At 75.1% G+C, this 22104-nt stretch carries 20 protein-coding genes; 9 read left to right on the top strand and 11 right to left on the bottom strand.

Translation table 11 applies throughout. From position 1 onward, the window contains the following. Window positions 1-8 precede the first annotated feature (8 nt). Window positions 9-1682 (top strand): phospho-sugar mutase, encoded by a 1674-nt coding sequence (locus BMY04_RS04530; protein WP_091177983.1) that lies wholly within the window; start codon window positions 9-11, stop codon window positions 1680-1682. On the opposite strand, the gene BMY04_RS04525 is transcribed toward BMY04_RS04530, so the two are convergent. The 4 genes from BMY04_RS04525 to BMY04_RS04510 all read right to left on the bottom strand — a co-directional run bounded on the left by BMY04_RS04525 (window position 1679) and on the right by BMY04_RS04510 (window position 5649). After that, window positions 1679-2581: a hypothetical protein gene (locus BMY04_RS04525; protein ID WP_091177982.1), complete on the bottom strand. Its 903-nt coding sequence runs from the start codon at window positions 2579-2581 to the stop codon at window positions 1679-1681. The two genes, BMY04_RS04530 and BMY04_RS04525, sit on opposite strands and share 4 nt — an antisense overlap. A 114-nt stretch (window positions 2582-2695) precedes the next feature. After that, window positions 2696-3565, bottom strand: coding sequence for a hypothetical protein (locus tag BMY04_RS04520; RefSeq protein WP_091177981.1), 870 nt, complete (start codon window positions 3563-3565; stop codon window positions 2696-2698). Between the two features lie 61 nt (window positions 3566-3626). Then, window positions 3627-4307: a response regulator gene (locus BMY04_RS04515; RefSeq protein WP_091177980.1), complete on the bottom strand. Its 681-nt coding sequence runs from the start codon at window positions 4305-4307 to the stop codon at window positions 3627-3629. A gap of 7 nt (window positions 4308-4314) precedes the next feature. After that, entirely contained in the window at window positions 4315-5649 is a 1335-nt protein-coding gene (locus BMY04_RS04510) for a sensor histidine kinase (protein WP_091177979.1), read from the bottom strand. 103 nt (window positions 5650-5752) lie between these two features. Here BMY04_RS04510 and BMY04_RS22240 point away from each other — a divergent pair, with 103 nt between their 5' ends. The 7 genes from BMY04_RS22240 (at window position 5753) to BMY04_RS04475 (ending at window position 14228) form a co-directional block, all read left to right on the top strand. After that, window positions 5753-7489 carry an ABC transporter ATP-binding protein gene (locus BMY04_RS22240; protein ID WP_170853996.1) on the top strand — a complete coding sequence of 579 codons (1737 nt, stop codon included), beginning with the start codon at window positions 5753-5755 and terminating at the stop codon, window positions 7487-7489. Between the two features lie 197 nt (window positions 7490-7686). Beyond that, window positions 7687-8538: a protein kinase domain-containing protein gene (locus BMY04_RS04500; protein WP_091177978.1), complete on the top strand. Its 852-nt coding sequence runs from the start codon at window positions 7687-7689 to the stop codon at window positions 8536-8538. A gap of 103 nt (window positions 8539-8641) precedes the next feature. Continuing rightward, entirely contained in the window at window positions 8642-9976 is a 1335-nt protein-coding gene (lat, locus tag BMY04_RS04495) for an L-lysine 6-transaminase (RefSeq protein WP_091177977.1), read from the top strand. A gap of 129 nt (window positions 9977-10105) precedes the next feature. Continuing rightward, the gene (gene deoC / locus BMY04_RS04490; RefSeq protein WP_091177976.1) at window positions 10106-11140 is read left to right on the top strand and encodes a deoxyribose-phosphate aldolase; all 1035 of its coding nucleotides are present in this window, start codon (window positions 10106-10108) and stop codon (window positions 11138-11140) included. A gap of 16 nt (window positions 11141-11156) precedes the next feature. Continuing rightward, complete coding sequence (locus BMY04_RS04485) at window positions 11157-12632, top strand: aldehyde dehydrogenase family protein (RefSeq protein ID WP_091177975.1); 1476 nt, start codon at window positions 11157-11159, stop codon at window positions 12630-12632. Then, window positions 12629-13552 (top strand): aldehyde dehydrogenase family protein, encoded by a 924-nt coding sequence (locus BMY04_RS04480; RefSeq protein ID WP_232506109.1) that lies wholly within the window; start codon window positions 12629-12631, stop codon window positions 13550-13552. The genes BMY04_RS04485 and BMY04_RS04480 overlap by 4 nt, the downstream gene beginning before the upstream one ends. A gap of 127 nt (window positions 13553-13679) precedes the next feature. Next, window positions 13680-14228: a hypothetical protein gene (locus BMY04_RS04475; protein ID WP_091178497.1), complete on the top strand. Its 549-nt coding sequence runs from the start codon at window positions 13680-13682 to the stop codon at window positions 14226-14228. Here BMY04_RS04475 and BMY04_RS04470 read toward each other — a convergent pair. The 3 genes from BMY04_RS04470 to BMY04_RS04460 all read right to left on the bottom strand — a co-directional run bounded on the left by BMY04_RS04470 (window position 14225) and on the right by BMY04_RS04460 (window position 16913). Next, window positions 14225-15448, bottom strand: coding sequence for an MFS transporter (locus BMY04_RS04470; RefSeq protein WP_091177974.1), 1224 nt, complete (start codon window positions 15446-15448; stop codon window positions 14225-14227). The two genes, BMY04_RS04475 and BMY04_RS04470, sit on opposite strands and share 4 nt — an antisense overlap. A gap of 209 nt (window positions 15449-15657) precedes the next feature. Next, window positions 15658-16041, bottom strand: coding sequence for a DUF2256 domain-containing protein (locus tag BMY04_RS04465; protein WP_091177973.1), 384 nt, complete (start codon window positions 16039-16041; stop codon window positions 15658-15660). Between the two features lie 206 nt (window positions 16042-16247). Next, window positions 16248-16913: a hypothetical protein gene (locus BMY04_RS04460; protein ID WP_139209746.1), complete on the bottom strand. Its 666-nt coding sequence runs from the start codon at window positions 16911-16913 to the stop codon at window positions 16248-16250. Between the two features lie 121 nt (window positions 16914-17034). Between BMY04_RS04460 and BMY04_RS04455 the strand changes: the two genes are divergently transcribed. After that, complete coding sequence (locus BMY04_RS04455) at window positions 17035-17892, top strand: NAD(P)-dependent oxidoreductase (protein ID WP_091177971.1); 858 nt, start codon at window positions 17035-17037, stop codon at window positions 17890-17892. A gap of 66 nt (window positions 17893-17958) precedes the next feature. Here BMY04_RS04455 and BMY04_RS04450 read toward each other — a convergent pair whose 3' ends face one another. The 4 genes from BMY04_RS04450 to BMY04_RS04435 form a co-directional block, all read right to left on the bottom strand. Further along, window positions 17959-19215: an MFS transporter gene (locus BMY04_RS04450; protein ID WP_269766195.1), complete on the bottom strand. Its 1257-nt coding sequence runs from the start codon at window positions 19213-19215 to the stop codon at window positions 17959-17961. Between the two features lie 202 nt (window positions 19216-19417). Next, entirely contained in the window at window positions 19418-20290 is an 873-nt protein-coding gene (locus BMY04_RS04445) for a hypothetical protein (protein ID WP_091177969.1), read from the bottom strand. Then, entirely contained in the window at window positions 20287-21666 is a 1380-nt protein-coding gene (locus BMY04_RS04440) for an FAD-binding protein (RefSeq protein WP_091177968.1), read from the bottom strand. The genes BMY04_RS04445 and BMY04_RS04440 overlap by 4 nt, the downstream gene beginning before the upstream one ends. A 56-nt stretch (window positions 21667-21722) precedes the next feature. After that, window positions 21723-21971: a PLD nuclease N-terminal domain-containing protein gene (locus BMY04_RS04435; protein WP_091177967.1), complete on the bottom strand. Its 249-nt coding sequence runs from the start codon at window positions 21969-21971 to the stop codon at window positions 21723-21725. Window positions 21972-22104: the final 133 nt, after the last annotated feature.

Below are 22104 nucleotides of genomic sequence, written 5' to 3'. Positions count from 1 at the left end.
GCTCGACGATGGCTGTGACACCCGAGCTCCGCGGAACCGTCGAGGCCTGGGTCGCCCAGGACCCGGACCCCGCGACGCGGGCGGAGGCCCAGCGGCTGCTCGAGGCGGCCGACGCGGGCGACGAGCAGGCGCACGCCGGGCTGGTGGACGCGTTCACCGGTCGGCTCGCCTTCGGGACGGCCGGGCTGCGCGGTGCGCTCGGACCGGGCCCGAACCGGATGAACCGCGTCGTCGTGACCCAGGCCGCGGCCGGCCTGGCCGCGTACCTGCGCGACCAGGTGGCGCTGCGCCAGGCCCACGGCAGCACGGTGCTCGTCGGCCACGACGCCCGGCACGGGTCGGAACGGTTCGCGCTCGACACCGTGAAGGTCCTCGCGGCCGCCGGCTTCGACGCCGTGCTGACTGACGGACCCGTACCGACCCCGGTCGTCGCCTTCGGGATCCTCCACCTCGGCTGCGAGGCCGGTGTCGTGGTGACCGCCTCGCACAACCCGGCCCGCGACAACGGCTACAAGGTCTACCTCGGCGACGGTTCCCAGATCGTCCCGCCGGCCGACGCGGAGATCGCCGCGCGCATCGACGAGGTGGCGCGGCGCCCGCTGGACCACGTCCAGCGCAGCGACGCCTGGCGCCACGCCGGACCCCACCTGCTCGACGCGTACGCCGCCCGCGCAGCCTCCCTCGCCCCGGCCGGGGGCCCGAGGGACCTGCGCTGGGCGTACACGCCGATGCACGGCGTCGGCGGCGGGCTCGTCCTCGACCTCGTGGCCCGCGCCGGCTTCCCCGCCCCGGCCGTGGTCGCCGAGCAGGCCGAGCCGGACCCCGACTTCCCCACCGTCGCCTTCCCCAACCCGGAGGAGCCCGGCGCGATCGACCGTGCGCTCGCCCTCGGCGAGGAGGTCGACGCCGACGTGGTCGTGGCCAACGACCCGGACGCCGACCGGTGCGCCGTGGCGGCGCGGTTCCCGGACGGCGGCTGGCGGATGCTCACCGGCGACGAGCTCGGCGTCCTGCTCGGCGAGGACGCGCTGCGCCGCGGGGTGCGGGGCACGTACGCCTGCTCGGTCGTCTCCAGCACCGAGCTCGCGCGGGTAGCCGCCGCCCACGGGCAGCCCTTCGCCGCCACGCTGACCGGCTTCAAGTGGATCGGACGGGTGCCGGGGCTGGCCTTCGGCTACGAGGAGGCGATCGGCTACTGCGTCGACCCCGAGGCCGTGCACGACAAGGACGGCATGACGGCGCTCGTCCGCGTGCTCGCGCTCGTCGCGCAGCTGAAGGCCGACGGTTCCACGGTGGCCGAGCGCCTCGACGAGATCGCGACGACGTACGGGGTCACGCTGACCGGCCAGCTGTCGGCGCGGGTGGACGACCTGTCGCAGATCGGCGACGCCATGGCCCGGCTGCGGGCCCGGCCTCCCGCCTCCCTGGTCGGCGAGCCCGTCGAGGTGTCCGACCTCGGGCCCGGGATCGAGGGGCTGCCGCCCACCGACGCCGTGCGCCTGGAGGGGCCGACCGTGCGCGTCGTCGTCCGGCCCTCCGGCACCGAGCCCAAGCTCAAGGCCTACCTCGAGGCCCGCGTCCCGCTCGAGCAGGCCGCCGGCCTCGCCGACGACCGCAGGCGGGCCGGCGAGACGCTGGCCCGCCTGCGGCAGGAGATGACGGAGGCGCTGGGGCTGGGCTAACCGCCGATCGGGGTCGGGTCGGTCGGGAGCGGCGGGATGGGCAGCGAGCCGCGGACCTGGTTCTCGGCCTGGCACTGGCTGGTGCAGCTGGTCGCCCCCGCCGAGAGCTCGATGGCGTCCTCGCCGAGGACGCCGCCGAGGCGGCCGCCGGGCTGCACGACCCAGGTCGTGGTCGTGCCGGTCTGGCTCGTCTTCGTCGCGACCTGCGGGCTGTCCTTGCCCAGCAGCATCTGGTGCGCGCCCGCCCCCGAGGTCACCGGGTCGAGCCCGTCGCCGAAGTTGATCTTGCCGGTGAACGGGTTGACGAAGTAGAAGAGGTCCGGACCGAGGACGTGGGTCAGGGTGACCGGTCCGGCGAACTCCGGCTCCATCTGGAAGATGCCGCCGGCCGGGGCGTCCTTGGCCTGCACCTTGAGCTTGCCCGCCGACGTCGACAGGATCGCGGTGAGGGTGTCGTCCTTGACCTCGAGCTGCGAGAGCCGCGCGCCGGCGCGCTGGGCCGAGGTCAGCGTCGGGACCTTGGAGGCGAACACGACGGTCGGGCTGGTCACCATGCGGTCGGCCGACGGCGCGCCGGTGAGCGTGTAGTCGTAGACGCCGAAGGTCGCGACGTCGAGGTCGAAGCGCACGTTCACGCCGCGCACGGCGATGCGGCCGTTCGCGGTGACGTCCTGGAGCTTGACGTCCCTGCCCGCGGCGGGGTTGTAGGTGGTCCCGTTGACGACCACGGCGAAGTCGCCGGTCGGCGCGGCCTTGGCCGACGCGGCGGGTGCGGCGAGCAGCGAGGCGGCGGCCGTGGCGAGCGCGGCGGCGACCAGCGCCGTTCGGCCGGCGGTGCGGCCGGCCGTACGACCGGGGTTGCGTCCGGCGGAAGGGGAGGTGGGGCGGGCGAGGGGCACGAGAGCTCCTGGACTCGGGGGGTCGGTCGCCGAGGTCTCGACGACGGGCACCAGCCTGAGGATTCTCAGGTCGTAGCCGCCATCGGACGATCGGGCTAGGACCTGGGGGACGGTTCAGGAGCCGGAGCCGTCCTTGCCGCTGCCCTTGCCGTCGTCCGAACCGCTGTCCTTGCCGCTGCCCGTGCCGTCGTCCGACCCGCTGTCCTTGCCGCTGCCCTTGCCGCCGTCGTCCCCGCCACCGGAGCCCTTGCCGGAGCCTGAGCCCTTGCCGTCGTCCCCGCCGCCGGAGCCCTTGCCGCCGTGGGACCCACCATCAGAGCCGTGCCCCGAACCGCCGCCTGGAGAGCTGCCGCCCGACGAACCGCTGCCCGACGAACCGCTGCCCGACGAACCGCTCGTGCCCCCCGAGCCGTGGTGCTCGCCGGTGGTGGGACGGGTCGGGGCGCTCGAGCCTCCAGACGGGTGCCCGCCCGAGCCCGTCGGGTGGTCGTCACCCCCGGAGCGCGAGTGGGCCGCAGAACCGTCGTGCGGGCCGGAGCCCGACCGCGACCGGACGTTCGACCGGCGGACCGGGACCGGGCGCTCGACCGCCGCGACACGCCGCGTGGCCGACGAGCTCGCGGCGGGGTGGTCGTCCGCCGCCGGGCGTCCGTGCCCGTCGTCGCCGGCCGCCGGGCCGCGGGTCGGTGCCGGGGTGCTCGAGGCGGCCTGCACGTCCGGGACGTCGGCGGGCAGCCGCTCGGGCAGCCAGAGCGGCGCCGACGGGCCGGTCGCCGGCGGCGCGAGGACGACGTACGCGTGCACCGCGTACGCGAGCACGAAGGCGGCCACCGCCGCGAGGACCACGAACGCCGACCAGCGCCCCACCGCCCGCCCCCGCCCACGGCTGCGGGCGACGCGCGACCCGGCGGACCAGACGACGGTGCGGCCGCGGACGTCGGGGGCCCGGTCGACCGGGTCGAGGTCGTCGGCGGGGCTGCTCACCCCACCAGGGTCGCGGGCGCGGGACGCGCTGTCTCTCGGACGAAGGTCGTACGACCAGGCGTCAGGAGTGGGTGGCGCGCCGCTCGAACCACAGCGCAGCCTGGGTCCGGTCGGCCACGCCGAGGCGTGCGAACACGTTGGTCAGGTGCGCCTTGACGGTCCGTTCGCTGATGCCGAGCCGGCGCCCGATCGTCTTGTTGGGCAACCCCTCCGCGACCATGGCCAGCACCTCCTCCTCGCGCTCGCTCAGCGGCGAGCCCGAGCCGGACGCGCTGGGCGCCGGGCTCCCCCGCCGGCTGGTGAGGAGCGTGCGGGCCGCCTTGGGGTCGAGCGGCGAACCGCCGGCCACGACCTCCCGGATGCCGGAGAGGATCACCTCGGGCTCGCTGTGCTTGAGCAGGTAGCCCTCGGCGCCCGCCTCGAGCGCGTCGAGGATCCAGCGCTGCTCGGCCAGCGAGGTGAGCACCAGCACGTGCGCCTCGGGATGGGCGGCCAGCACGGCCGTCGTCGCCCGCACGCCGTCGGTGCCGGGCATCGACAGGTCCATGAGCACGACGTCGGGCCGCAGCTCGTCCGCCTGCCGCACGGCCTCCGCGGCGTCCGCCGCCTCGCCGACCACGCGCAGGTCGCTCGTGGTGCCGAGCAGCGCGCGCAGCCCGCCGCGCACGATGGCGTGGTCGTCGACGATGAGGACGTCGATCGTCGCGGGCGGTTCCTGGGGCCTGGCAGCTCCTGCGGTCACGGAAGCATCATCCGACGGGCACCAGGATCTCGACCCGGGTGCCCTGGCCCGGCGCCGAGCGGACCGTGAGCGTTCCGCCGGAGTCGTCGATGAGGTCGCCCAGGGAGCGCAGGCCGATGTGGCCCTCCTCGAAGCGCCGGTCGAGGTCGCCCGCGTCGAAGCCGCGGCCGTCGTCGTCGACCACGAGGCTGGCGATGCCGTCGCGGACCGCCGCGCGCAGAGCGACGTGGCGGGCGTCGCTGTGGGCGACGACGTTGCGCAGCACCTCCTGCCCGCTGCGGAAGAGCACCGAGGAGACGTCCAGCGGCAGGCCGGCCGCGTCGTCGACGTCGACCTCCACGCTCAGGCCGGCGCGCTCGAGCCCGGCGGCGAGGTCGGTCAGCGCGGCGGGGAGCCCCTCCTCGGCCAGGTCGGGCGGGTAGATCTCGACGAGCAGCGTGCGCAGGTCGGCCACGCTCGCGCGCAGCTGGGCGGCGCTGCGGCCGACCAGCTCACGCTGCCCCTCGGGGTCGTCGGGGCCGAGCCGCGCGGCGTCGAGCGCGTACGTCAGCCCGGTCAGGTCCTGCACGACCCCGTCGTGGAGGTCGGCGGCGATGCGGCGGCGCTCGACCTGCGACGCGTCGACCGCGCGCTGCAGGAGCCGCTGCCGGTCGCGCTGCTGACGCTGCAGCCGGCGCGCGAGCGACCAGGCGAAGGGGATCTGGACCAGCTGGAGGGCCAGCAGGCCCGCCAGGGTGGGCGGGGCGTACTTGCGCCACTCGGCGGTCGCCGCGGTCACCACGGCGTCGTAGCGGAAGTAGGCCTCGAAGAGCAGCGGCCGCCCGTCGGCGGAGGTGAGCCCCACGTAGACCTCGAGCAGCTTGCCGAACGGGCGCTCGTAGACGTTCTCGGGCGCCGACAGGTCGCTGATCTCGGAGTCCGTGCTGCCGTCCTCCAGCGCTTCGCGCTCGTCCTCGCCGAGCCCGAAGGTCTGGCCCACCAGCCGGGCCTCGTCGGAGTAGAGGACCCGGCCGTCGGGGTCCCAGAGCTTGACGCGCACGAGCGAACCCTGCAGCACGTATCGGTGCATGTCCGCGTCGAAGGCGGCCAGCGCCTGCGGGTCCCCGGCCAGCAGCGCGTCGCCCAGCCGGGGTTCGGCGATACCGCGGCCCGTCACCCAGGCGACCTGGCGTGCGGAGTCGACGGCCTGCGCGGTGCCCGCCTGCCGGGCGAGGACGGCCAGGACCGTGCCCAGCAGCACCATGACGACCAGCCCGGCCAGGCTGAAGCGGACCACCAGCCCCGTCACCGACACCGGCCGCGACTCCTCGACGCGGGGGCGGCGGGGACCCGGGGCGCGCATGGTCGAGAGCGTAGTTTCCGCAGGCCTCCCGCGGGACGCGACGTTGGCGCTAGCACCATCGTCGCGTTGCCGCTGCGACCCCGGCCGCCGCAGCGTGGTGGCCGTGAGCACCTCCTCCCTCCTCCGCCTCGTCGCGGAGCCGGCCCGGACGCACCGCCGTGCGCTGGCCGTCTCCTGCGCGCTGTCGGTGCTGCAGGTGGGCGCGGAGCTCGCCCGGCCCTGGCCGCTGGCCCTCGCCGTCGACTGGGCGATCGACCGTGACGGCGTCCCGGACGCCCTCGCCGCCGTCCCGCCCGCGCTGCTGCTCGTCGCGGCGGGGTCGGCGACCCTGGTGACCAGCGGCGTGGTCAGCCTGCTCGACCTGGGCGCGACGCGCACCGCGGAGCGCACCGCGGAACGTCTCGGCGCGGACCTGCGGCGCACCGTCTTCGCCCACAGCCTGCGGCTCTCGCTGCGCTGGCACGCCGGCACCCGCAGCGCCGAGCTCGTCTCCCGGCTGACCTCCGACGTCGGCCGCGTCCTCGACGCGGTCACCGCCACCACGCTCACGCTCGTCCCCGACGCGCTGATGCTCGTGGGCGTCGTCGTCGTGCTCCTCGTCCTCGACCCGTGGCTGGCCCTGCTCGGGCTGCTCGTCGTCCCGGTCCTGGCGGCGCTCTCGCTGCGTCAGCGCCGACACGTACGGGCCAGCCAGGGTGTCGCCCGGGCCGCCGGCGGACGGCTCAGCACTACCGCGGCGGACCTCCTGCGCAACGTCGGCGCCGTCCAGGCCTTCGGCCGGCTCGACCGGGCCGTGGCCGAGTTCGGCACCGCGAACGCCGAGGTGCTCCGGACCAGCTCGACCGCCGTCGACGTCGAGACGCGCTGGACCCCGTACGCCGACGTCGTGCTCGCGCTCGGCGCCGCCCTCGTGCTCGTCGCGGGGGGCCTGCAGGTGGGCGCCGGGACGCTCACCACCGGCGGGCTGCTGGTGGTGCTCGGCTACCTGCGCGACCTCTACTCCCCCGTCCGCGCGCTGACCCGCCTGTCCGGCGTCTGGGCCCGGGCCGGCGCGAGCGCGGAACGGGTCGCCGACGTGCTCGACGCCGAGCCGGAGGGCCCGGACGCCCCAGGGGCGACGGCCGCCCCGCCGCTGCGCGGCACGGTGGAGCTGCGGGGCGTGACGTTCGGCTACGAGCCCGGGCGACCCGTGCTGCGCGACCTCGACCTCGTTCTCCGACCGGGCGAGACCGTGTGCCTCTTCGGCCCGAGCGGCGCGGGCAAGAGCACGGTGCTCCTGCTGCTGCTGCGCCTGTGGGACCCCGACGCCGGGACGCTCCGCCACGACGGCGTCGACCTGCGCCGCTTCACGCGGCAGAGCGTGCGGGAGCGGATCGCGTACGTGCCGCAGGACCCGTGGCTGCTCGACGCGACCCTCGCGCAGAACGTCGCCTTCGGCTCGCGCGACGCGACCCGCGCGCAGGTGCTGGAGGCGTGCGCGCGGACCCACGTCGACGAGTTCGTCGACCGGCTGCCGCTGCGCCACGACACGCCCCTCGGCGAGGGTGGCGCGCGCCTCTCGGGCGGCCAGCGCCGCCGCGTCGCCCTCGCGCGGGCCGCGGTCTCGCCCGCCGACCTGGTGCTGCTCGACGAACCGACGGCGTCGCTGGACGCCGTCTCCGCGGCCCACGTCGTCGAGGCCGTCCGCGCCGCCACGACCCGGCGCACCACCCTCCTCGTGACGCACGACCCGGCGCTGGCGCAGCTCGCCGACCGGGTCGTGCACGTCATCCCGTCCTCGGCGGCACCGACCGGTGCGGCCGCCCGACCCGAGACCCGTAAGGAGGTGGAACCCGCATGATCATCATCCGCATCAAGGGCCTGGTGGCCGACCGCAAGCACGGCCGCTCCCGGAGCCGGAGCCGCAGCCGGAGCTACAGCCGGAGCCGCTCGCGCTACTGACCGAGCCGGACGGGCCGCTCCCCCCTCCGGGCGGCCCGTCCCGGTCCACGCAGACCTGCGGTCTGCTCGACCCGCGACGAACCGAGGACGCCACCGATGACCCTCTCCCTCCCCCGCCCCGCCCCCCACACCGCGGACGACCTCGACGAGGACGGCGACCCGGTCTGGGCGTTCGCGGAGGGCGCCCCGCTCGTCCCCGGCATCCAGGCCTGGGAGCGCCTCGGCGTCGGAGGGCGCTGCGAGACCTGGCTCGGCTGGGACGCCCGCCTGTGGGCCCCCGTCGTCGTCAAGCTGCCGCGTCCGCACCAGGTCGACCACCCGCGCGCCCGCGCGTCGCTCGCCCGCGAGGTGCGCGCGCTCGACGGCGTCCTCCACCCGCACCTCCCCCGGCTCTACCGCCACGACCTCGACGCGGACCTGGCCCACGTCGTCGAGGAGCACGTCGACGGCCCCGACCTGGAGGACCTGCTCGCGCGCCGGCGTACGACCGCCACGGGCGTCGCACTGCTCGGCGTCGCGCTGCTCGCCGCGCTCGCCGCGCTGCACGGGCGCGGCGTTGCCCACCTCGACGTCAAGCCGGGCAACGTCGTGCTGCGCGAGGGCCGCGCGGTCCTCGTCGACCTCGGCAGCTCCCGCCCACTCGGCAGCCGCCAGCCGGCCGGGCGGCCCGTCGGCACCCTCGGCTGGACCAGCCCCGAGATGGAGGCGTGCGCGCCGGTCAGCGCCACGATGGACGTCTACGGCGTGGGCGCCGTGCTCCGCGACGCGTGGGCCCGGCGCCTGCCCTCGTGGCGCCGGTCGGCGGTGCCCGGTGTCGTCGCGCGGCTCACGGAACCCGACCCGGCCTCCCGTCCCACCGTCGAGGAGGCGCTCATCCTGCTCGGCCGGTGCCTGCCCCCCGCCCGGACCCCGTGGCCCTCCTGGGTCGGACGGACGATCTCGACCTGAGTCGCGGAGTCGCCGTCGTTTCTTCCTCAGCGTCGGGTTCTGGCAGGATATCTTCCTGTCAGCACTGCTGATCGCCGTCTGACCCGAACCCGAGGAGGCAACCATGGCCGAGAACACCCGACTCACCCCTGACGAGGTGCACGAGGTGCTGGCGTCGCACCTCCTGACCGACTCCGCGGCGCTGGTCGCCGACCTGGAGCGCAGCCGCGGCTCGCGCATCGTTGACGCGCGGACGGGCACCCGCTACCTCGACCTCTACACGTTCTTCGCGTCCTCGCCGCTGGGCTTCAACCACCCCGGCCTGACCGACGACCCGACCTTCGTCGCCGAGCTGGGCCAGGTCGCGCTGCACAAGCCCGCCAACCCGGACGTCTACACCACGGCGTACGCGGACTTCGTCGCGACGTTCGCCCGCGTGCTCGGCGACCCGGCGCTGCCGCACCTGTTCTTCGTCGAGGGTGGCGCGCTCGCCGTCGAGAACGCGCTCAAGGTCGCCTTCGACTGGAAGAGCCGGCAGAACGAGACCGCCGGCCGCAGCCGCGACCTCGGCACCAAGATCATGCACTTCACGCGGGCGTTCCACGGCCGCAGCGGCTACACCCTGTCGCTCACCAACACCGAGCCGAACAAGACCGACCGCTTCCCGAAGTTCGACTGGCCGCGCATCGAGGTCCCGGCCGTCCGCTTCCCGCTCGAGAAGCACCTGCGCGCGGTCGAGGACGCCGAGGCCCGAGCCCTGGAGCAGGCCGAGCGCGCCTTCGCCGCGCACCCGCACGACATCGCCGCGTTCATCGCCGAGCCGGTCCAGGGCGAGGGCGGCGACAACCACGTGCGGGGCGAGTTCTTCGCGAAGATGAAGCAGCTCGTCCACCACCACGACGCGCTGATGATCTTCGACGAGGTGCAGACCGGCGTCGGCACGACCGGCACCGCGTGGGCGTACCAGCAGCTGGGTGTCACCCCCGACGTCGTCGCCTTCGCCAAGAAGGCCCAGGTCGGCGGGGTCATGGCCGGCGGCCGCGTCGACGAGGTCGAGCAGAACGTCTTCGTCGTGCAGGGCCGGATCAACTCCACCTGGGGCGGCGGCCTGGTCGACATGGTCCGTTCCCGCAAGATGCTGGAGATCATCGAGTCGGAGGACCTGTTCTCGCACGCCCGGGCCATGGGCGAGCACCTGCTCGAGGGCCTGCAGCGCGTCGAGGCCGGCTCGGACGTCGTCGACAACGCGCGGGGGCGTGGCCTGTTCGCCGCGGTCGACCTCGCCGACCGCACCACCCGCGACTCGGTGATCGTCGACCTCTTCGAGCGCGAGCACGTCGTCGCGCTGCCCTGCGGCGAGCGGTCCATCCGCTTCCGGCCGGCGCTGGTCGTCACCACCGACGAGATCGACGAGGCCGTCGGCGCGCTGGAACGGTCCGTCGCCCGCATCTCGGGGTAACACTGGAGGAGGCGGCCCCTCCGTGCCCTCCCCCCTGGCGCGTGGAGGGGTCGCCGCCTCGGCTCGGGGCATCTCCCGGGGGCACCGCGGGACCGCGGGCCGCAGGTCGTCCCGGCATAAGGTGGGGCCATGACGACGTACGCCGCTCGGCCCGACCAGGCGCCGGAGACGGCGCCCGCCGCGCCACCGAGCACCGCCACCGCGACCCCTGCGCCACCCGCGCTGCCGTCCCACCTGGCGGGTGCCACGGCGGACGAGGCGACGCTGCGACGCTTCCTCTTCGGACTCCCGGCCGTCGACCCCGTCGGGCTGGAGCAGCGCTCCGCCACGCTCGCCACCCGCTCGATCAAGAAGGCCTCCAAGCTCGCCGCGATCGACCTCGCGATCTCGATGGTCGACCTGACCACGCTCGAGGGCGCCGACACCCCGGGCAAGGTCCGCAACCTCGCCCGCAAGGCGCTGGCCCCCGACCCCGCCCGTCCCGGCACCCCGCAGGTCGCCGCCGTCTGCGTCTACCCCGACCGGGTCGCGACGGCCGCCGACGAGCTCGCCGGCAGCGACGTCAAGGTCGCCAGCGTGGCCACCGCGTTCCCGAGCGGGCGCTCCAGCCTCGAGGTCAAGCTCGCCGACACCCGCCTCGCGCTGGAGTCCGGGGCCGACGAGATCGACATGGTCATCGACCGCGGCGCGTTCCTCGCCGGGCAGTACGGCCTGGTGCTCGAGCAGATCCGCGCGGTCAAGGCCGAGTGCGCGGGACGCGCGCGGCTCAAGGTCATCCTCGAGACCGGCGAGCTGGCGACGTACGACAACGTGCGCCGGGCCTGCTGGCTCGCGCTGCTCGGCGGTGGGGACTTCCTCAAGACCTCGACCGGCAAGGTCAACCCGGCCGCGACGCTGCCGCTCGTGCAGGTGCTGCTGCAGGCCGTGCGCGACTGGCGCGACCAGACGGGTCAGCAGGTCGCGGTGAAGCCGGCCGGCGGCATCCGCACGACCAAGGACGCGATCCGCCATCTCGTCGCCGTGAACGAGGTCGCGGGGCCCGAGTGGCTCGACCCGCACTGGTTCCGCTTCGGCGCCTCGTCGCTGCTGGACGACCTGGTGCTGCAACGCCGGGCGCAGCTCGACGGGCACTACGCCGACCCCGACACCGTCGCGCTCGACTGAGCCAGGAAGCAGCCACGTGACCACCCAGACCACGGACCGTCCGGCCCCGCTCAGCGCCGGCTGGACCTACGCCCCCGCCCCGGAGAACGCCGCCATCGCCGCCGTCAAGGACCGCTACCTGCCCTTCGTCGACGGCGGCTTCGTCGAGGGCCGCGGCGAGGACGCCGAGACCTTCAACCCGGGGACCGCGGAGGTCCTCGCCACCGTCTCGCAGAGCACGACCGACGACGTCGACACCGCGGTGGCCGCGGCCCGGCGGGCGTACGACGAGGTCTGGGGCCCGATGAGCGGCGCCGAGCGCGGTCGCTACCTGTTCCGGATCGCGCGGGGCCTGGCCGAGCGGGCCCGCGAGCTGGCCGTGCTGGAGAGCCTCGACAACGGCAAGCCCATCCGCGAGACCCGCGACTTCGACGTGCCGACGGCGGCGCAGCACTTCTTCTACCACGCAGGGTGGGCCGACAAGCTCCAGCACCTCGGCCTCGGGGCGGCCCCGCGGCCGCTCGGCGTCGCCGCGCAGGTGATCCCGTGGAACTTCCCGCTCCTCATGGCCGCGTGGAAGATCGCGCCGGCCCTGGCCGCCGGCAACACGGTCGTCATCAAGCCGGCCGAGACGACGCCGCTGTCGGTGCTCGTCCTGGCCGAGGTCATCGCCGACGCGGGCCTGCCGCCGGGCGTGGTCAACGTCGTCACCGGCGCCGGCGACATCGGCTCGGCCCTGGTCAACCACCCGGGCGTCGACAAGGTCGCCTTCACCGGCTCGACGGCCGTGGGACGGGAGATCCAGCGCTCGCTCGCCGGGACCGGCCGCCGCGTCACCCTCGAGCTGGGCGGCAAGGGAGCGAACATCGTCTTCGACGACGCCGCGCTCGACCAGGCCGTCGAGGGCATCGTCAACGGGATCTTCTTCAACGCCGGCCAGGTCTGCTGCGCGGGCTCGCGGCTGCTCGTGCAGGAGCCGGTCGCCGAGGAGGTGCTGGCCAAGCTCGAGGCGCGGGCGCAGACGCTGCGCATCGGGGACCCGCTCGACAAGAACACCGACGTCGGGGCGATCAACTCCCCCACCCAGAAGGCCAAGATCGACGAGCTCGTCGGGTCCGGTGTCGCCGAGGGCGCGCAGGTGTGGCGCTCGTCGTGCCCGGTGCCCGAGCGCGGCTGGTACGTCGCGCCGACGATCCTGTCGCACACCGCGGGGTCGATGCGCGTCGTGCGCGAGGAGATCTTCGGCCCCGTGCTGACCGTGGAGACGTTCCGCACGCCCGACGAGGCGGTCGCCAAGGCCAACAACACCCCGTACGGGCTGTCGGCCGGCGTCTGGACCGAGAAGGGTTCGCGCGCGATGGCGATGGCCGGGGCGCTCAAGGTCGGCGTCGTGTGGGACAACACGTTCAACCGCTTCGACCCGGCCGCGTCGTTCGGCGGCTACGGCGAGTCGGGCTTCGGCCGCGAGGGCGGCCGCGCCGGGATGGCCGCCTACCTGGAGGACCAGTCGTGAGGATCGGCAAGAGCGCGTCGGCGGCGAACACCGACGGGAGCCGTCTGGGCGTCCCGAAGACGTACAAGCTCTACGTCGGCGGAGCCTTCCCGCGCTCGGAGTCGGGCCGCACGTACGCGGTGCGCGACGCCGAGGGCGGCTTCTGGGCCAACGCCGCGCTGGCCTCGCGCAAGGACGTCCGCGACGCGGTCGTCGCCGCACGCAAGGGCGCCAGGGCGTGGGCGAAGGCGACGCCGTACAACCGCGGCCAGGTCGTCTACCGGGTCGCCGAGATGCTCGACGGGCGGCGCTCGGACTTCGCCGACCTGCTCGTCACGGGCGGCGCCGACCGCGACGCGGCCCTCGCCGAGGTCGACGCGAGCATCGACCGGCTGGTCCACCACGCCGGCTGGACCGACAAGCTCGCCTCCGTCCTCGGCTCGACGAACCCGGTCTCCGCGCCCTACTTCTCCTACTCCGCGCCCGAGCCCACCGGCGTCGTCGGCGTGCTCGCCCCGACCGGGTCGCCGCTGCTGGGCCTGGTGTCGGTGCTGGCGCCCGTGCTGGCCACGGGCAACGCGTCGGTGGTCGTCGCGGCGCAGCCGGACGCGTGCGTCGCGATCGCCTTCGCCGAGGTGCTCGCCACCTCCGACGTGCCGGACGGCGTGGTCAACGTGCTGACGGGTTCCGTGGCCGAGCTGGCCCCCGTGCTCGCGGCGCACGGCGACGTCGACGCCCTCGACCTCACCGGCGCCCCCGCCGAGCTCCGCGTCGAGCTCGAGCGGGCAGCAGCCGACACGGTCAAGCGCGTCTTCGTGCCCCGCACCGCGCCCGACTGGTCCGCCGAGCCCGGCCTCGCCCGGCTGCGCGCGTTCCTCGAGATCAAGACCGTCTGGCACCCGACCGGCGCGCTCTCCCTCTCCGGCGGCGGCGGGTATTAGCGGCTCCCCCACGCTCCCCGAGCCCGTCGGAGGGAGCGTCTCCTCGGGCTCGGGGGACGTCTCCTCACGCGCGCGACTCGTCCTGCTGGCCGGGCCGTCGGGGAGCGGGAAGTCGCGGCTGGTGGCGATGGCCCGGTGCCCGCAGGTGAACCTCGACGACTTCTACCGCGACGAGGACGACCCGGCGAACCCGCGGACGACGACCACGGTCGGCGCCGGCGAGGAGCCGGCGGTCGACTGGGACGACGTCGGCAGCTGGGACGCCGACGCCGCGCTCGCGGCGCTCGTCGCGCTGTGCACCACCGGCCGGGCCGAGGTGCCGACGTACGACATCGCGACGAGCCGGCGTACGGGGACCCGCACCGTCGACCTGGGCGGAGCGCCGACGTTCGTCGCGGAGGGGCTGTTCGCGCCGGACGTCGTGCCGGCCGCGCGCGCCGCGGGGATCGACATGGACGCGCTCTACCTCGACCGGCCGCGGGCGCAGACGATGCTGTTCCGCTTCGTCCGCGACGTGTCGGAGCACCGCAAGCCCCTGCCCGTGCTGCTGCGCCGCGGGGTGGCGCTGTTCCGCGCGGAGCCGGCGCTGCGCCGCCGCGCCCTGGCCAGCGGCTGCCGGCCGGTGAGCCTGCGCGAGGCCCTCGCCGTCGTGCGGGGCGTGCCCAGCCCGGCCTAGGCGCTCGCGGCGGCCGGCTCCTCGACGGGCAGCGCCACCGTGCGGCGGGCGATGCGCCGGGCGAGCACCGCCATCCCGACCAGGGCGAGTGCGCTCAGCACGGCGGGGACCACGAAGACGTGCGGGACCCCGAGCCGCGCCACGAACGCGCTGCCGACCAGGCCGCCGACGGTGGAGGCGAAGACGATCGAGCTCATGAAGGTCGACGAGGCGAGCCCGACGCCCTCGGGGTAGAGGTCCTGCGCCACGGTGACCCCGAGCCCGGCGAGCGCGGCCCACATGGCCGAGAGCAGCAGCTGCGCGACGATCAGGCCGACGACGCTCGTGCTGGTCGCGTACGCCAGGTGCGCGAGGACCGAGCAGACGGTGCCGACCATGACCACCCGCATCCCGCCGTAGCGGGCCGCGAGAGCGGCCGCGAGCGGCATCAGCAGCAGCTCGCAGACCGGTTGCAGGCCGATGACGGCGCCCCGGGTGAGCGCGGGCAGGTGGAGCTGCTCGCTCATGTAGAGCGGCAGGTAGGCGAACTTCACGGTGTCGCCCGAGCAGGCCACCATGCCCAGCCCGCAGAAGGCCAGCAGCGGCAGGAGCGCGCGGCGCGACGCCCGTCGGCTCAGTGCCGCGACCGGCGGGGCGCCCGAGACGGCCTCGCGCACGTGCCGCGGGGCCTTGACGCCGATCATCGGCACCAGCTGCAGCGCCGCGAGGGCCGCGGTCACGAAGAGCACCGTGCGGAGCCCGAACGCCCCGCCGACAACGCTGCCGAGCACCGGCCCCACGACCCAGCCGAAGGTGAAGCCCATCCGCACCGTCGAGATGACCTCGGCGTCGCCGCTCGAGGGGCGTCGGCTCAGCTCGTCGCGCACGGCCGCGTACACCTGCGCCCCCGCCGCCCCGGCGACGCCGAGCGCGAGCACGCTGACGACGAACGGCATCCACAGCTGCGTCGACAGGCCCATGGCGAGCCAGCCGACCGCGCCGACCACGGCCCCGACCCGGAACAGCGTCAGGCGGTCGTCCTGCCGGTCCGACAGCCGGCCGAGGGCGAAGCCGACGACGGGCGCGGTGACGTTCGTCAGGTAGTAGAGCCCCGCCTGCGGCAGGGTCGCGCCGAGGTCGGTGACGAAGAACGTCGTGAGCTGCGGCATCGCGACCGACGTCGCCATGCCCGAGAAGAACAGGGCCAGCAGCGCGGACCGGTGGAACCGGTCGCGCCACACCAGGCCGAGGGGCAGGGACGTGGGCAGGCGCAGGGAGGACGTGGTGGGTCTCGATCAGCTCGGGCTCCGGGGCCGGGGCCCACGTCGTCGTCGTCGCAGCCGGCCGCCCGAGACCCGTACGACGCGGTCGACTGGTCTCTTGAACGTTTTACCACGCCGCCGCAAGCATCGGCCGCCGCCCTGCCCCGGCAGCGCGCGCCGGGTCCGGGTCAGACCTTGCGGAGGAGGACGTCACCCCGCGCGGTGGACGGGTCGACGACCCGGCCCTGCTGGACCATCTCGGCGACGCCGGCCGCGACCAACCGACGGGCCGCCCGGCGGGCCGGCTCGCGCAGCTCCTTCCACCCCGCCGGGTCGACGCAGTGCGTCACGTCCTCGGGGTTCACGCCGTTGCGGCCGGAACGTTCGAGGAGGGCGCGCAGCAGCTCCTCGAGCCGGCGGTCGACCGCCGTGATCTTGCGTCGGCGGCACGCGTCGCTGCAGTAGCGGACGTCGTCCCAGCTCTTCGCCAGCGAACGGCGCCACTCGATGCGACGTCCGCAGCTCGCGCACGTCTTGTCCTGGTCGACCTGCTTCGCGTGGCCAGCCCCCACGGGCCCGCGTCGGGCGCTCAGCGCCCCGGCCCGCCGCGACTGGTCGAGGCGACCAGCCCGGCGGTCTCGCGATGGTTCATCGGCACGGGGACCAGCCTACGAAGAGGGGCAAGGTTCCGGGGGCCCTTCGTCGGGAACGGTGGCCTCCGGGCCTCGAGGGCCGGACTCCGGGCAGGCGTCGCGCCGCGGCGCCTGCCCGGCGCGGTTCAGCGCCGCATCGACTTCGCCGCGGCGACCACCCGGGCGAGGCTGGTCCGCTGCGAGGTCCGGGCGGTCCTGAGCTCCTCGACCGGGTCCGACGCCACCAGGGCGGAGACGCCGGTGAGGTCCAGCACCACGTGCGTGACCGAACCCGCGTAGATCCGGACCGTGTAGTAGCTCTCGGAGTCGTCGACGCCCACCCCGACGATGGCGGAGTTGTTGACCTCTGCGCCCTTGCCGTAGTGCAGCGTCCAGGCGTCCGACCTGCCCCCGTCGGGCTCGGTGACCAGGAGCGTCCCCTTCTTCGTCGAGGCCCGGCTGCCGAGGTTGACGAAGACCGAGAAGATCCCGATGCCCTCCGCGTCGGTCGGGAAGACCGCGACGTCGATCCAGGCGCCCTTCTTCAGGCGGTGCTTGGCGTCGAAGGCGGACGAGGAAGAGCCGACGATGAGCTCGCGGCCGTCGCTCGTGCGGGTGTCGAGGAAGCGCGCCGGCGGCAGGCCGACGGTGAGGGTCGAGACGTCGGTCTCAGCTGCCTGGGCCGGGGTGGCGCCGGTGGCGCTCGCGGCCACGGCCCCGCCCGCGGCCGCAGCCAGGAGCGCTCCCCCGCGCAGGAAGCGGCGGCGCTGCAGCGCCGCCTGGTCGGCGGCGGCCAGGACGGCGTCGGTCACGAAGTACTCCTCGGGTCGGGTGAGGCTCCCCGCCTCACGCACGCACACCCTAAGGAGAACCTGAGAGGCTTGCGGCCGTTCCGCGCACATCGCCGCCCTCGGTCCCTGACAGGATGCCCGCATGCGCGTCGCGGTCCTGGGGACAGGGGTCATGGGTACGGGGATGGTCCGGTCGCTGCGGCGCGCCGGCCTCGAGGTGAACGCGTGGAACCGCTCGCCCGACAAGGCCGAGCCGCTCGCGGCCGACGGCGCGCGGGTCTGCACGAGCGCCGCCGAGGCGGTGGGCGACGCGGACCTCGTCGTGCTCATGCTCTTCGACACCGAGGCGGTGCTCGCGGTGATGGCCGAGGCGCTGCCGGCCGCCGAGCACGGGCCGGTGTGGGTGCAGTCGAGCACCATCGGGCTCGACGGGACCGAGGCCGCGGCCGACCTGGCCAGCCGCTTCGGTGCGCCCTTCGTCGACGCGCCCGTGCTGGGCACCAAGCAGCCGGCGGAGCAGGGCGCGCTCGTCTTCCTCGCGGCCGGGGCCGAGGAGCTGCGGGAGCGGGTGGCACCGGCCTTCGAGGCCATGGGCTCCAAGACGATCTGGGTGGGCGAGGAGCCGGGCCGCGGGTCGGCGCTCAAGCTGGCCTGCAACGCCTTCGTGGGCACCCTCACCGCGGCCGTGGGGCAGTCGGTCGCGCTGGCCGGCCAGCTCGGCATCGACCCACGCCTGTTCCTGGAGGCACTGGACGGCGGGGCGAGCGACTCCCCCTACGTGCACGTCAAGGGCGCGATGATGATCGACGGCGACTACCCGCCGTCGTTCGCGCTCGACGGGGTCCGCAAGGACTTCGGGCTCATCGCCGAGGCCGAGCGCCGCTCGGGCACCGCGACGACGCTGACCGACGCGGTGCTGGCCTGCTTCGACGCCGCGGCCGACGAGGGCCACGGCGCGGACGACATGGCCGCCGTGGTGACGGGGTTCCGCCGGTCGTAGCCGGCGCCCGCGAGGGGTGGGCGTGCGCACCCGCACCGCGCACGCCCACCTGGTCGCGGGAAGCCCTCAGCTGTCGGCGGCGGTGAGGACGACGGCCTGCTCGGCGACGGTCTCGGGCTCGGCCTCGTCCTCGTCGAGGTGCGCCAGGTGGTGCCGCCCGAGGAGCAGGACGCCGATCGCGACGACGAGCGCGACCGCACCGACCACGTACGGGGCGGCGGGGCTCAGGGCCGCGGCCAGCACGCCGGCGAGGGCCGGGGCGATGGCGCCGCCCACGAAGCGGATGCCGGAGTAGGTGGACGACGCGACGGCGCGCGGCAGCTCGGTCGCCTCCATCACCGACTCGGTGAGCACGGTGTTCATGACCCCGAGGAACAGCCCCCCGCCGATCGTGCAGCCGACCAGCACCCAGAAGCGGTCGACGAGCAGCGCCATCGCGCCGAGGTCGATCGCCAGGAGGACGAGCATCGCGTAGAGCGTGTTCCGGCGACCGAACCGCGCCGTCAGCCGCGGCGCCGCGAACACCGAGGTGATCGCCACGCACAGCCCCCAGCCGCAGAAGATCAGGCCGAGCTCGTGGGCGCCGAAGTCGGCGTAGCCCGAGGCCCTGGCCGCGGTCTCGAGCGGGAAGGGCGTGTAGGCGAGCAGGGAGAAGAAGCCGAAGTTGTAGAACAGGGCGGCGAGGCCGAGCGTCAGCAGGGCGCGGTGGCGCAGCGCCCGGAACGTCGCCGACAGCGGGACGCGGGTCGTCGGCGCCGGCATCCGGCCGAGCAGCGCGAGGATCGCGACGAGACCGATGGCCATGAGGACCGCGGTGCCGAAGAACGGGCCGCGCCAGCTGATGCTGCCCAGCGCGCCGCCCAGCAGCGGGCCGACGGCGATGCCGAGGCCGAGCGCGGCCTCGTACAGGATGATGGCGCGGTCGGCACCACCGCTCGCGGCACCGACGATGGTGGCGAGCGCGGTGGAGATGAACAGCGCGTTGCCCAGGCCCCAGCCGGCGCGGAACCCGATCACCTCGTTGACCGAGCCGCTCGCCCCGGCGAGCGCGGCGAACACGACGATGAGGGCGAGCCCGACGAGCAGCGTGGGCTTGGCGCCGATGCGGCTGGAGACGAAGCTGGTGAAGAACATGGCGAGGCCGGTGACGAGCAGGTAGCTCGTGAAGAGCAGCTCGGTCTCCGCCGTCGTGGCGCCCAGCTCGGCGCTGATGGCGGGCAGGATCGGGTCCACCAGGCCGATGCCCATGAAGGCGATCACGCACGCGAAGGCCACGGCCCACACGGACTTCGGCTGGTGCAGGATGCTCGTGGGCGTCTCCACGCCCGTCGTCGTTCGGCTGGCCACTCGACGTCTGCCTCTTCCGCCGCTCCGCGCGGCCCTCGTCACCTCTCCCCCGGCCCACCTCGCCCGGAGGTGCCGGCCTCGCGACCGACATTCATTAGCACTGCTATGTAAATAGTAGCGCACAGGTGCGGCACAGCGCGAGCGGTGGGGTGGTCCGACGAGCTCCGTCCTGCTCAGGTCAGCGCGGGTGGCGCCGTGCGGCCAGCCACCCGGCGAGCCCCACGACCGGGACGGTGACCAGCACGCCGAGGTACGCGGCGGCCTGCGGCGAGCCCCAGCGCACCGCCTCCCCGTGGAGCGCGAGCGCGAGCAGCTGGAGCAGCCCGAACACGGCGTACGCGAGGGCCGGGCCGGAGAGCCGGTGCAGGTCGTCCTCGAGCAGCGCGCCGACGGCCACGACGCCGAAGGCGAGCAGCCAGCCGCCGACCATCTGGGCGGTCAGCGGCGTCAGCGCCCACGGCCAGAGCACGGCCGCGGTCCCCGGTGACACCAGCAGCGCGACGGCCACCGGCAGCAGGACCACGGCGTGCAGGACCAGCGCCCCCTTGAGCGCGACGGGCAGCCGCACCGAGCGGGGCGGGTCGGCGCCGGGCGCGCGGTGCGACCGCACCACGACCACGGCGAGCCCCACGGGCACGACCACGTAGACCGCCAGCCAGAACCAGGCCGCGAACCTGGCGACCGGCTCGGGCGCGCCGAAGTGGAAGCGGTCGGTGTGCAGCAGGGTGGCGACCAGGCTGGCCGTGGCGAAGACCAGCACGCTGACCAGGGTGAGCCGGGCCTCCGCCCACACCCGGGTCCGCAGCACGAGCACGACCAGCAGGAAGCCGGCCGCGTACCCCGCGCCGACGAACGCCGCCGTGAGCGGCGGCTGGATCGTCCAGGCGAACCAGCGGTCGGTGTCCGCGGCGAGGACGAACAGCTGGTTCGTCGCCACCAGGGTCAGCACGGCAAAGGTCAGCAGCAGGGCCCGCGTGCCGGGGGCGACGAGGCGGCCCTTCGCCACGCCCGCGGCCGGGCCGGCCGACCGCGGGGCGAGCAGGGCGCTCACGCCCGGGCGGGCCGGTCGAGCACCGGCGCGACGCCGCCGGCGAAGACCCCGTCGGGGTCGACCGCGCGCCGCACGGCCTCGACCCGGGCGACGGTCGCGTCGTCGGACGTCCGCTGCTGCTGCCGGCGCCCCTCGACGAAGCTCGGGGCGGTGAAGCCGGTGCGCCACGGCGCGGTGGCCGTCGTGATCCGGTCCAGGTCCTCGGCGGTCTCGGGCGTGGCCAGCCCGAGCCCCTGGTAGGCGAAGGCCGCGTCGGTGCGGTCGAACGCCCCGCCCGTGCGGTCGGGCGCGCCGAAGGCCCCGCCGAGCTGGCGCAGCTCCGCGGCGACGATGGTCGTCCCGGAGCCCGGCCCGGCCGCCTCGAGGAAGCCGGCGACGCCGGCCGCGCCGAGCGTACGCAGCAGGGCGCTCTCGCCGGCGTACGGCATCGGGTCGGGCGGGTCGAGGTGGGTGAGGGTCAGCGCGCTCGGCGGCGCCGGGTGCCAGGTGTCGAGCAGCGGCGTCGCGACCGACCGGAGCGGGTCCAGCAGGTCGTGCGCAACGGCCTGGGCCCGCTCGACGTCGTCGACCGTCGGGGCCTGCGCGGCGCCGTCGAGGACGAGCACCTGGCGCCCGACGAGGACCGGCGGCACGCCGGGCAGCGGGGGCAGGTTCATCAGGCGCAGCGACGTCGCGACCTCCGGCGGCGCGGTCGTGGTCCAGGCCTCCCACAGCGGCGCCACGACGGCGGCGTCAGCCGCGTCCCAGAAGGTGCCACCCGTGACGACCAGGTTCATCTCCACGAGCTCGACCTCGACCTCGGTGACGACGCCGAAGCCGCCGCCGCCCCCGCGCAGCGCCCAGAAGAGCGCGGGCTCGACCTCGGCGCTCGTCTCGACCTCGCGGCCGTCGGCCAGGACGACCGTGATCGAGCGGACGTGGTTGGCGGCCACGCCGAAGCGGCGGCCGTAGAAGCTGAGCCCGCCGCCGAGCAGGTAGCCGACGACGCCGACGGTCGGGCTGGAACCGTGCAGCGCGGCGAGCCCGTACGGTTCCGCGGCGGCGACGACGGCGGCCCAGGTGGTCCCCGCGGGGACGCGGGCGGTCCGCGCGGCCGGGTCGACCCGGACGGGGGCGTCGAAGGCGGTGCGGACCAGCAGCGTGTCGGCCAGCGACGCCTGGGCGCCGGCGCCGTGCCCGGTGGTCTGCGACCGGACGGCCAGCCCCGCCTCGCGGGCGGCCCGGACGGCGGCGACGACGTCGGCGCTGGAGCGGGCGACGACCGCCGCGGCGGGGTGCAGGGGGGCGGCGAGGTTGTAGGTCGCGGTGGCCTCGACGTAGGCCGGTTCGCCGGGACGGGCGAGGAGGGTCTGGGGACGGGTGGGCGTGGTGGTCATGGCTCGGTTCCTGGGAGGGCTGGTGGCGGGTGGGTGCGGGGCGTCGACGGGCGGGTTCAGTGCGCGAGCGCGGCGGGGCCGGCCGCGGAGCCGTCCGCGGAGAGGCGCTGCTCGTGGTCGTGGCCCACGAGGAACCACGCGACGGGGCCGACGACCGGGAAGGCGAGGGTCAGCACGACCCAGACGGCGGCGCGCAGCGCGGTCGCGGTGCGGAGCACGCTGACGACGGCGCAGACCCACAGGACGGCGCCACCGGCAGCGGCGAGAAGGGCGAGGGACAGCAGGAGGAGGTGCGGGACGGTCATGGACCCAGGCTGTTCCGGCCCGGACCACCAGACATCAGTAGCGCTACGGAGATCGCGTGCCCATCAGGCCCGAGCGTTCGCCGCTCGTCCCCCCTCTCCCTCGCCGAGAGGTGGGTTGCCGCGCCGACACGTC

It is taken from the genome of Microlunatus flavus (assembly GCF_900110855.1).
Classification (GTDB): Bacteria; Actinomycetota; Actinomycetes; order Propionibacteriales; family Propionibacteriaceae; genus Microlunatus; species Microlunatus flavus.
This window is presented reverse-complemented; position numbering and strand designations above follow the sequence as displayed.

What these genes read in the sequence shown, in the direction of transcription:
- BMY04_RS04530 (WP_091177983.1), top strand. Translation starts at nt 9, where the DNA reads ATGGCTGTGACACCCGAGCTCCGCGGAACCGTCGAGGCCTGGGTCGCC.
- BMY04_RS04510 (WP_091177979.1), bottom strand. Translation starts at nt 5,649, where the DNA reads ATGCGCGCCCCGGGTCCCCGCCGCCCCCGCGTCGAGGAGTCGCGGCCG.
- BMY04_RS04500 (WP_091177978.1), top strand. Translation starts at nt 7,687, where the DNA reads ATGACCCTCTCCCTCCCCCGCCCCGCCCCCCACACCGCGGACGACCTC.
- lat (WP_091177977.1), top strand. Translation starts at nt 8,642, where the DNA reads ATGGCCGAGAACACCCGACTCACCCCTGACGAGGTGCACGAGGTGCTG.
- deoC (WP_091177976.1), top strand. Translation starts at nt 10,106, where the DNA reads ATGACGACGTACGCCGCTCGGCCCGACCAGGCGCCGGAGACGGCGCCC.
- BMY04_RS04475 (WP_091178497.1), top strand. Translation starts at nt 13,680, where the DNA reads ATGGCCCGGTGCCCGCAGGTGAACCTCGACGACTTCTACCGCGACGAG.
- BMY04_RS04455 (WP_091177971.1), top strand. Translation starts at nt 17,035, where the DNA reads ATGCGCGTCGCGGTCCTGGGGACAGGGGTCATGGGTACGGGGATGGTC.
- BMY04_RS04440 (WP_091177968.1), bottom strand. Translation starts at nt 21,666, where the DNA reads ATGACCACCACGCCCACCCGTCCCCAGACCCTCCTCGCCCGTCCCGGC.
- BMY04_RS04435 (WP_091177967.1), bottom strand. Translation starts at nt 21,971, where the DNA reads ATGACCGTCCCGCACCTCCTCCTGCTGTCCCTCGCCCTTCTCGCCGCT.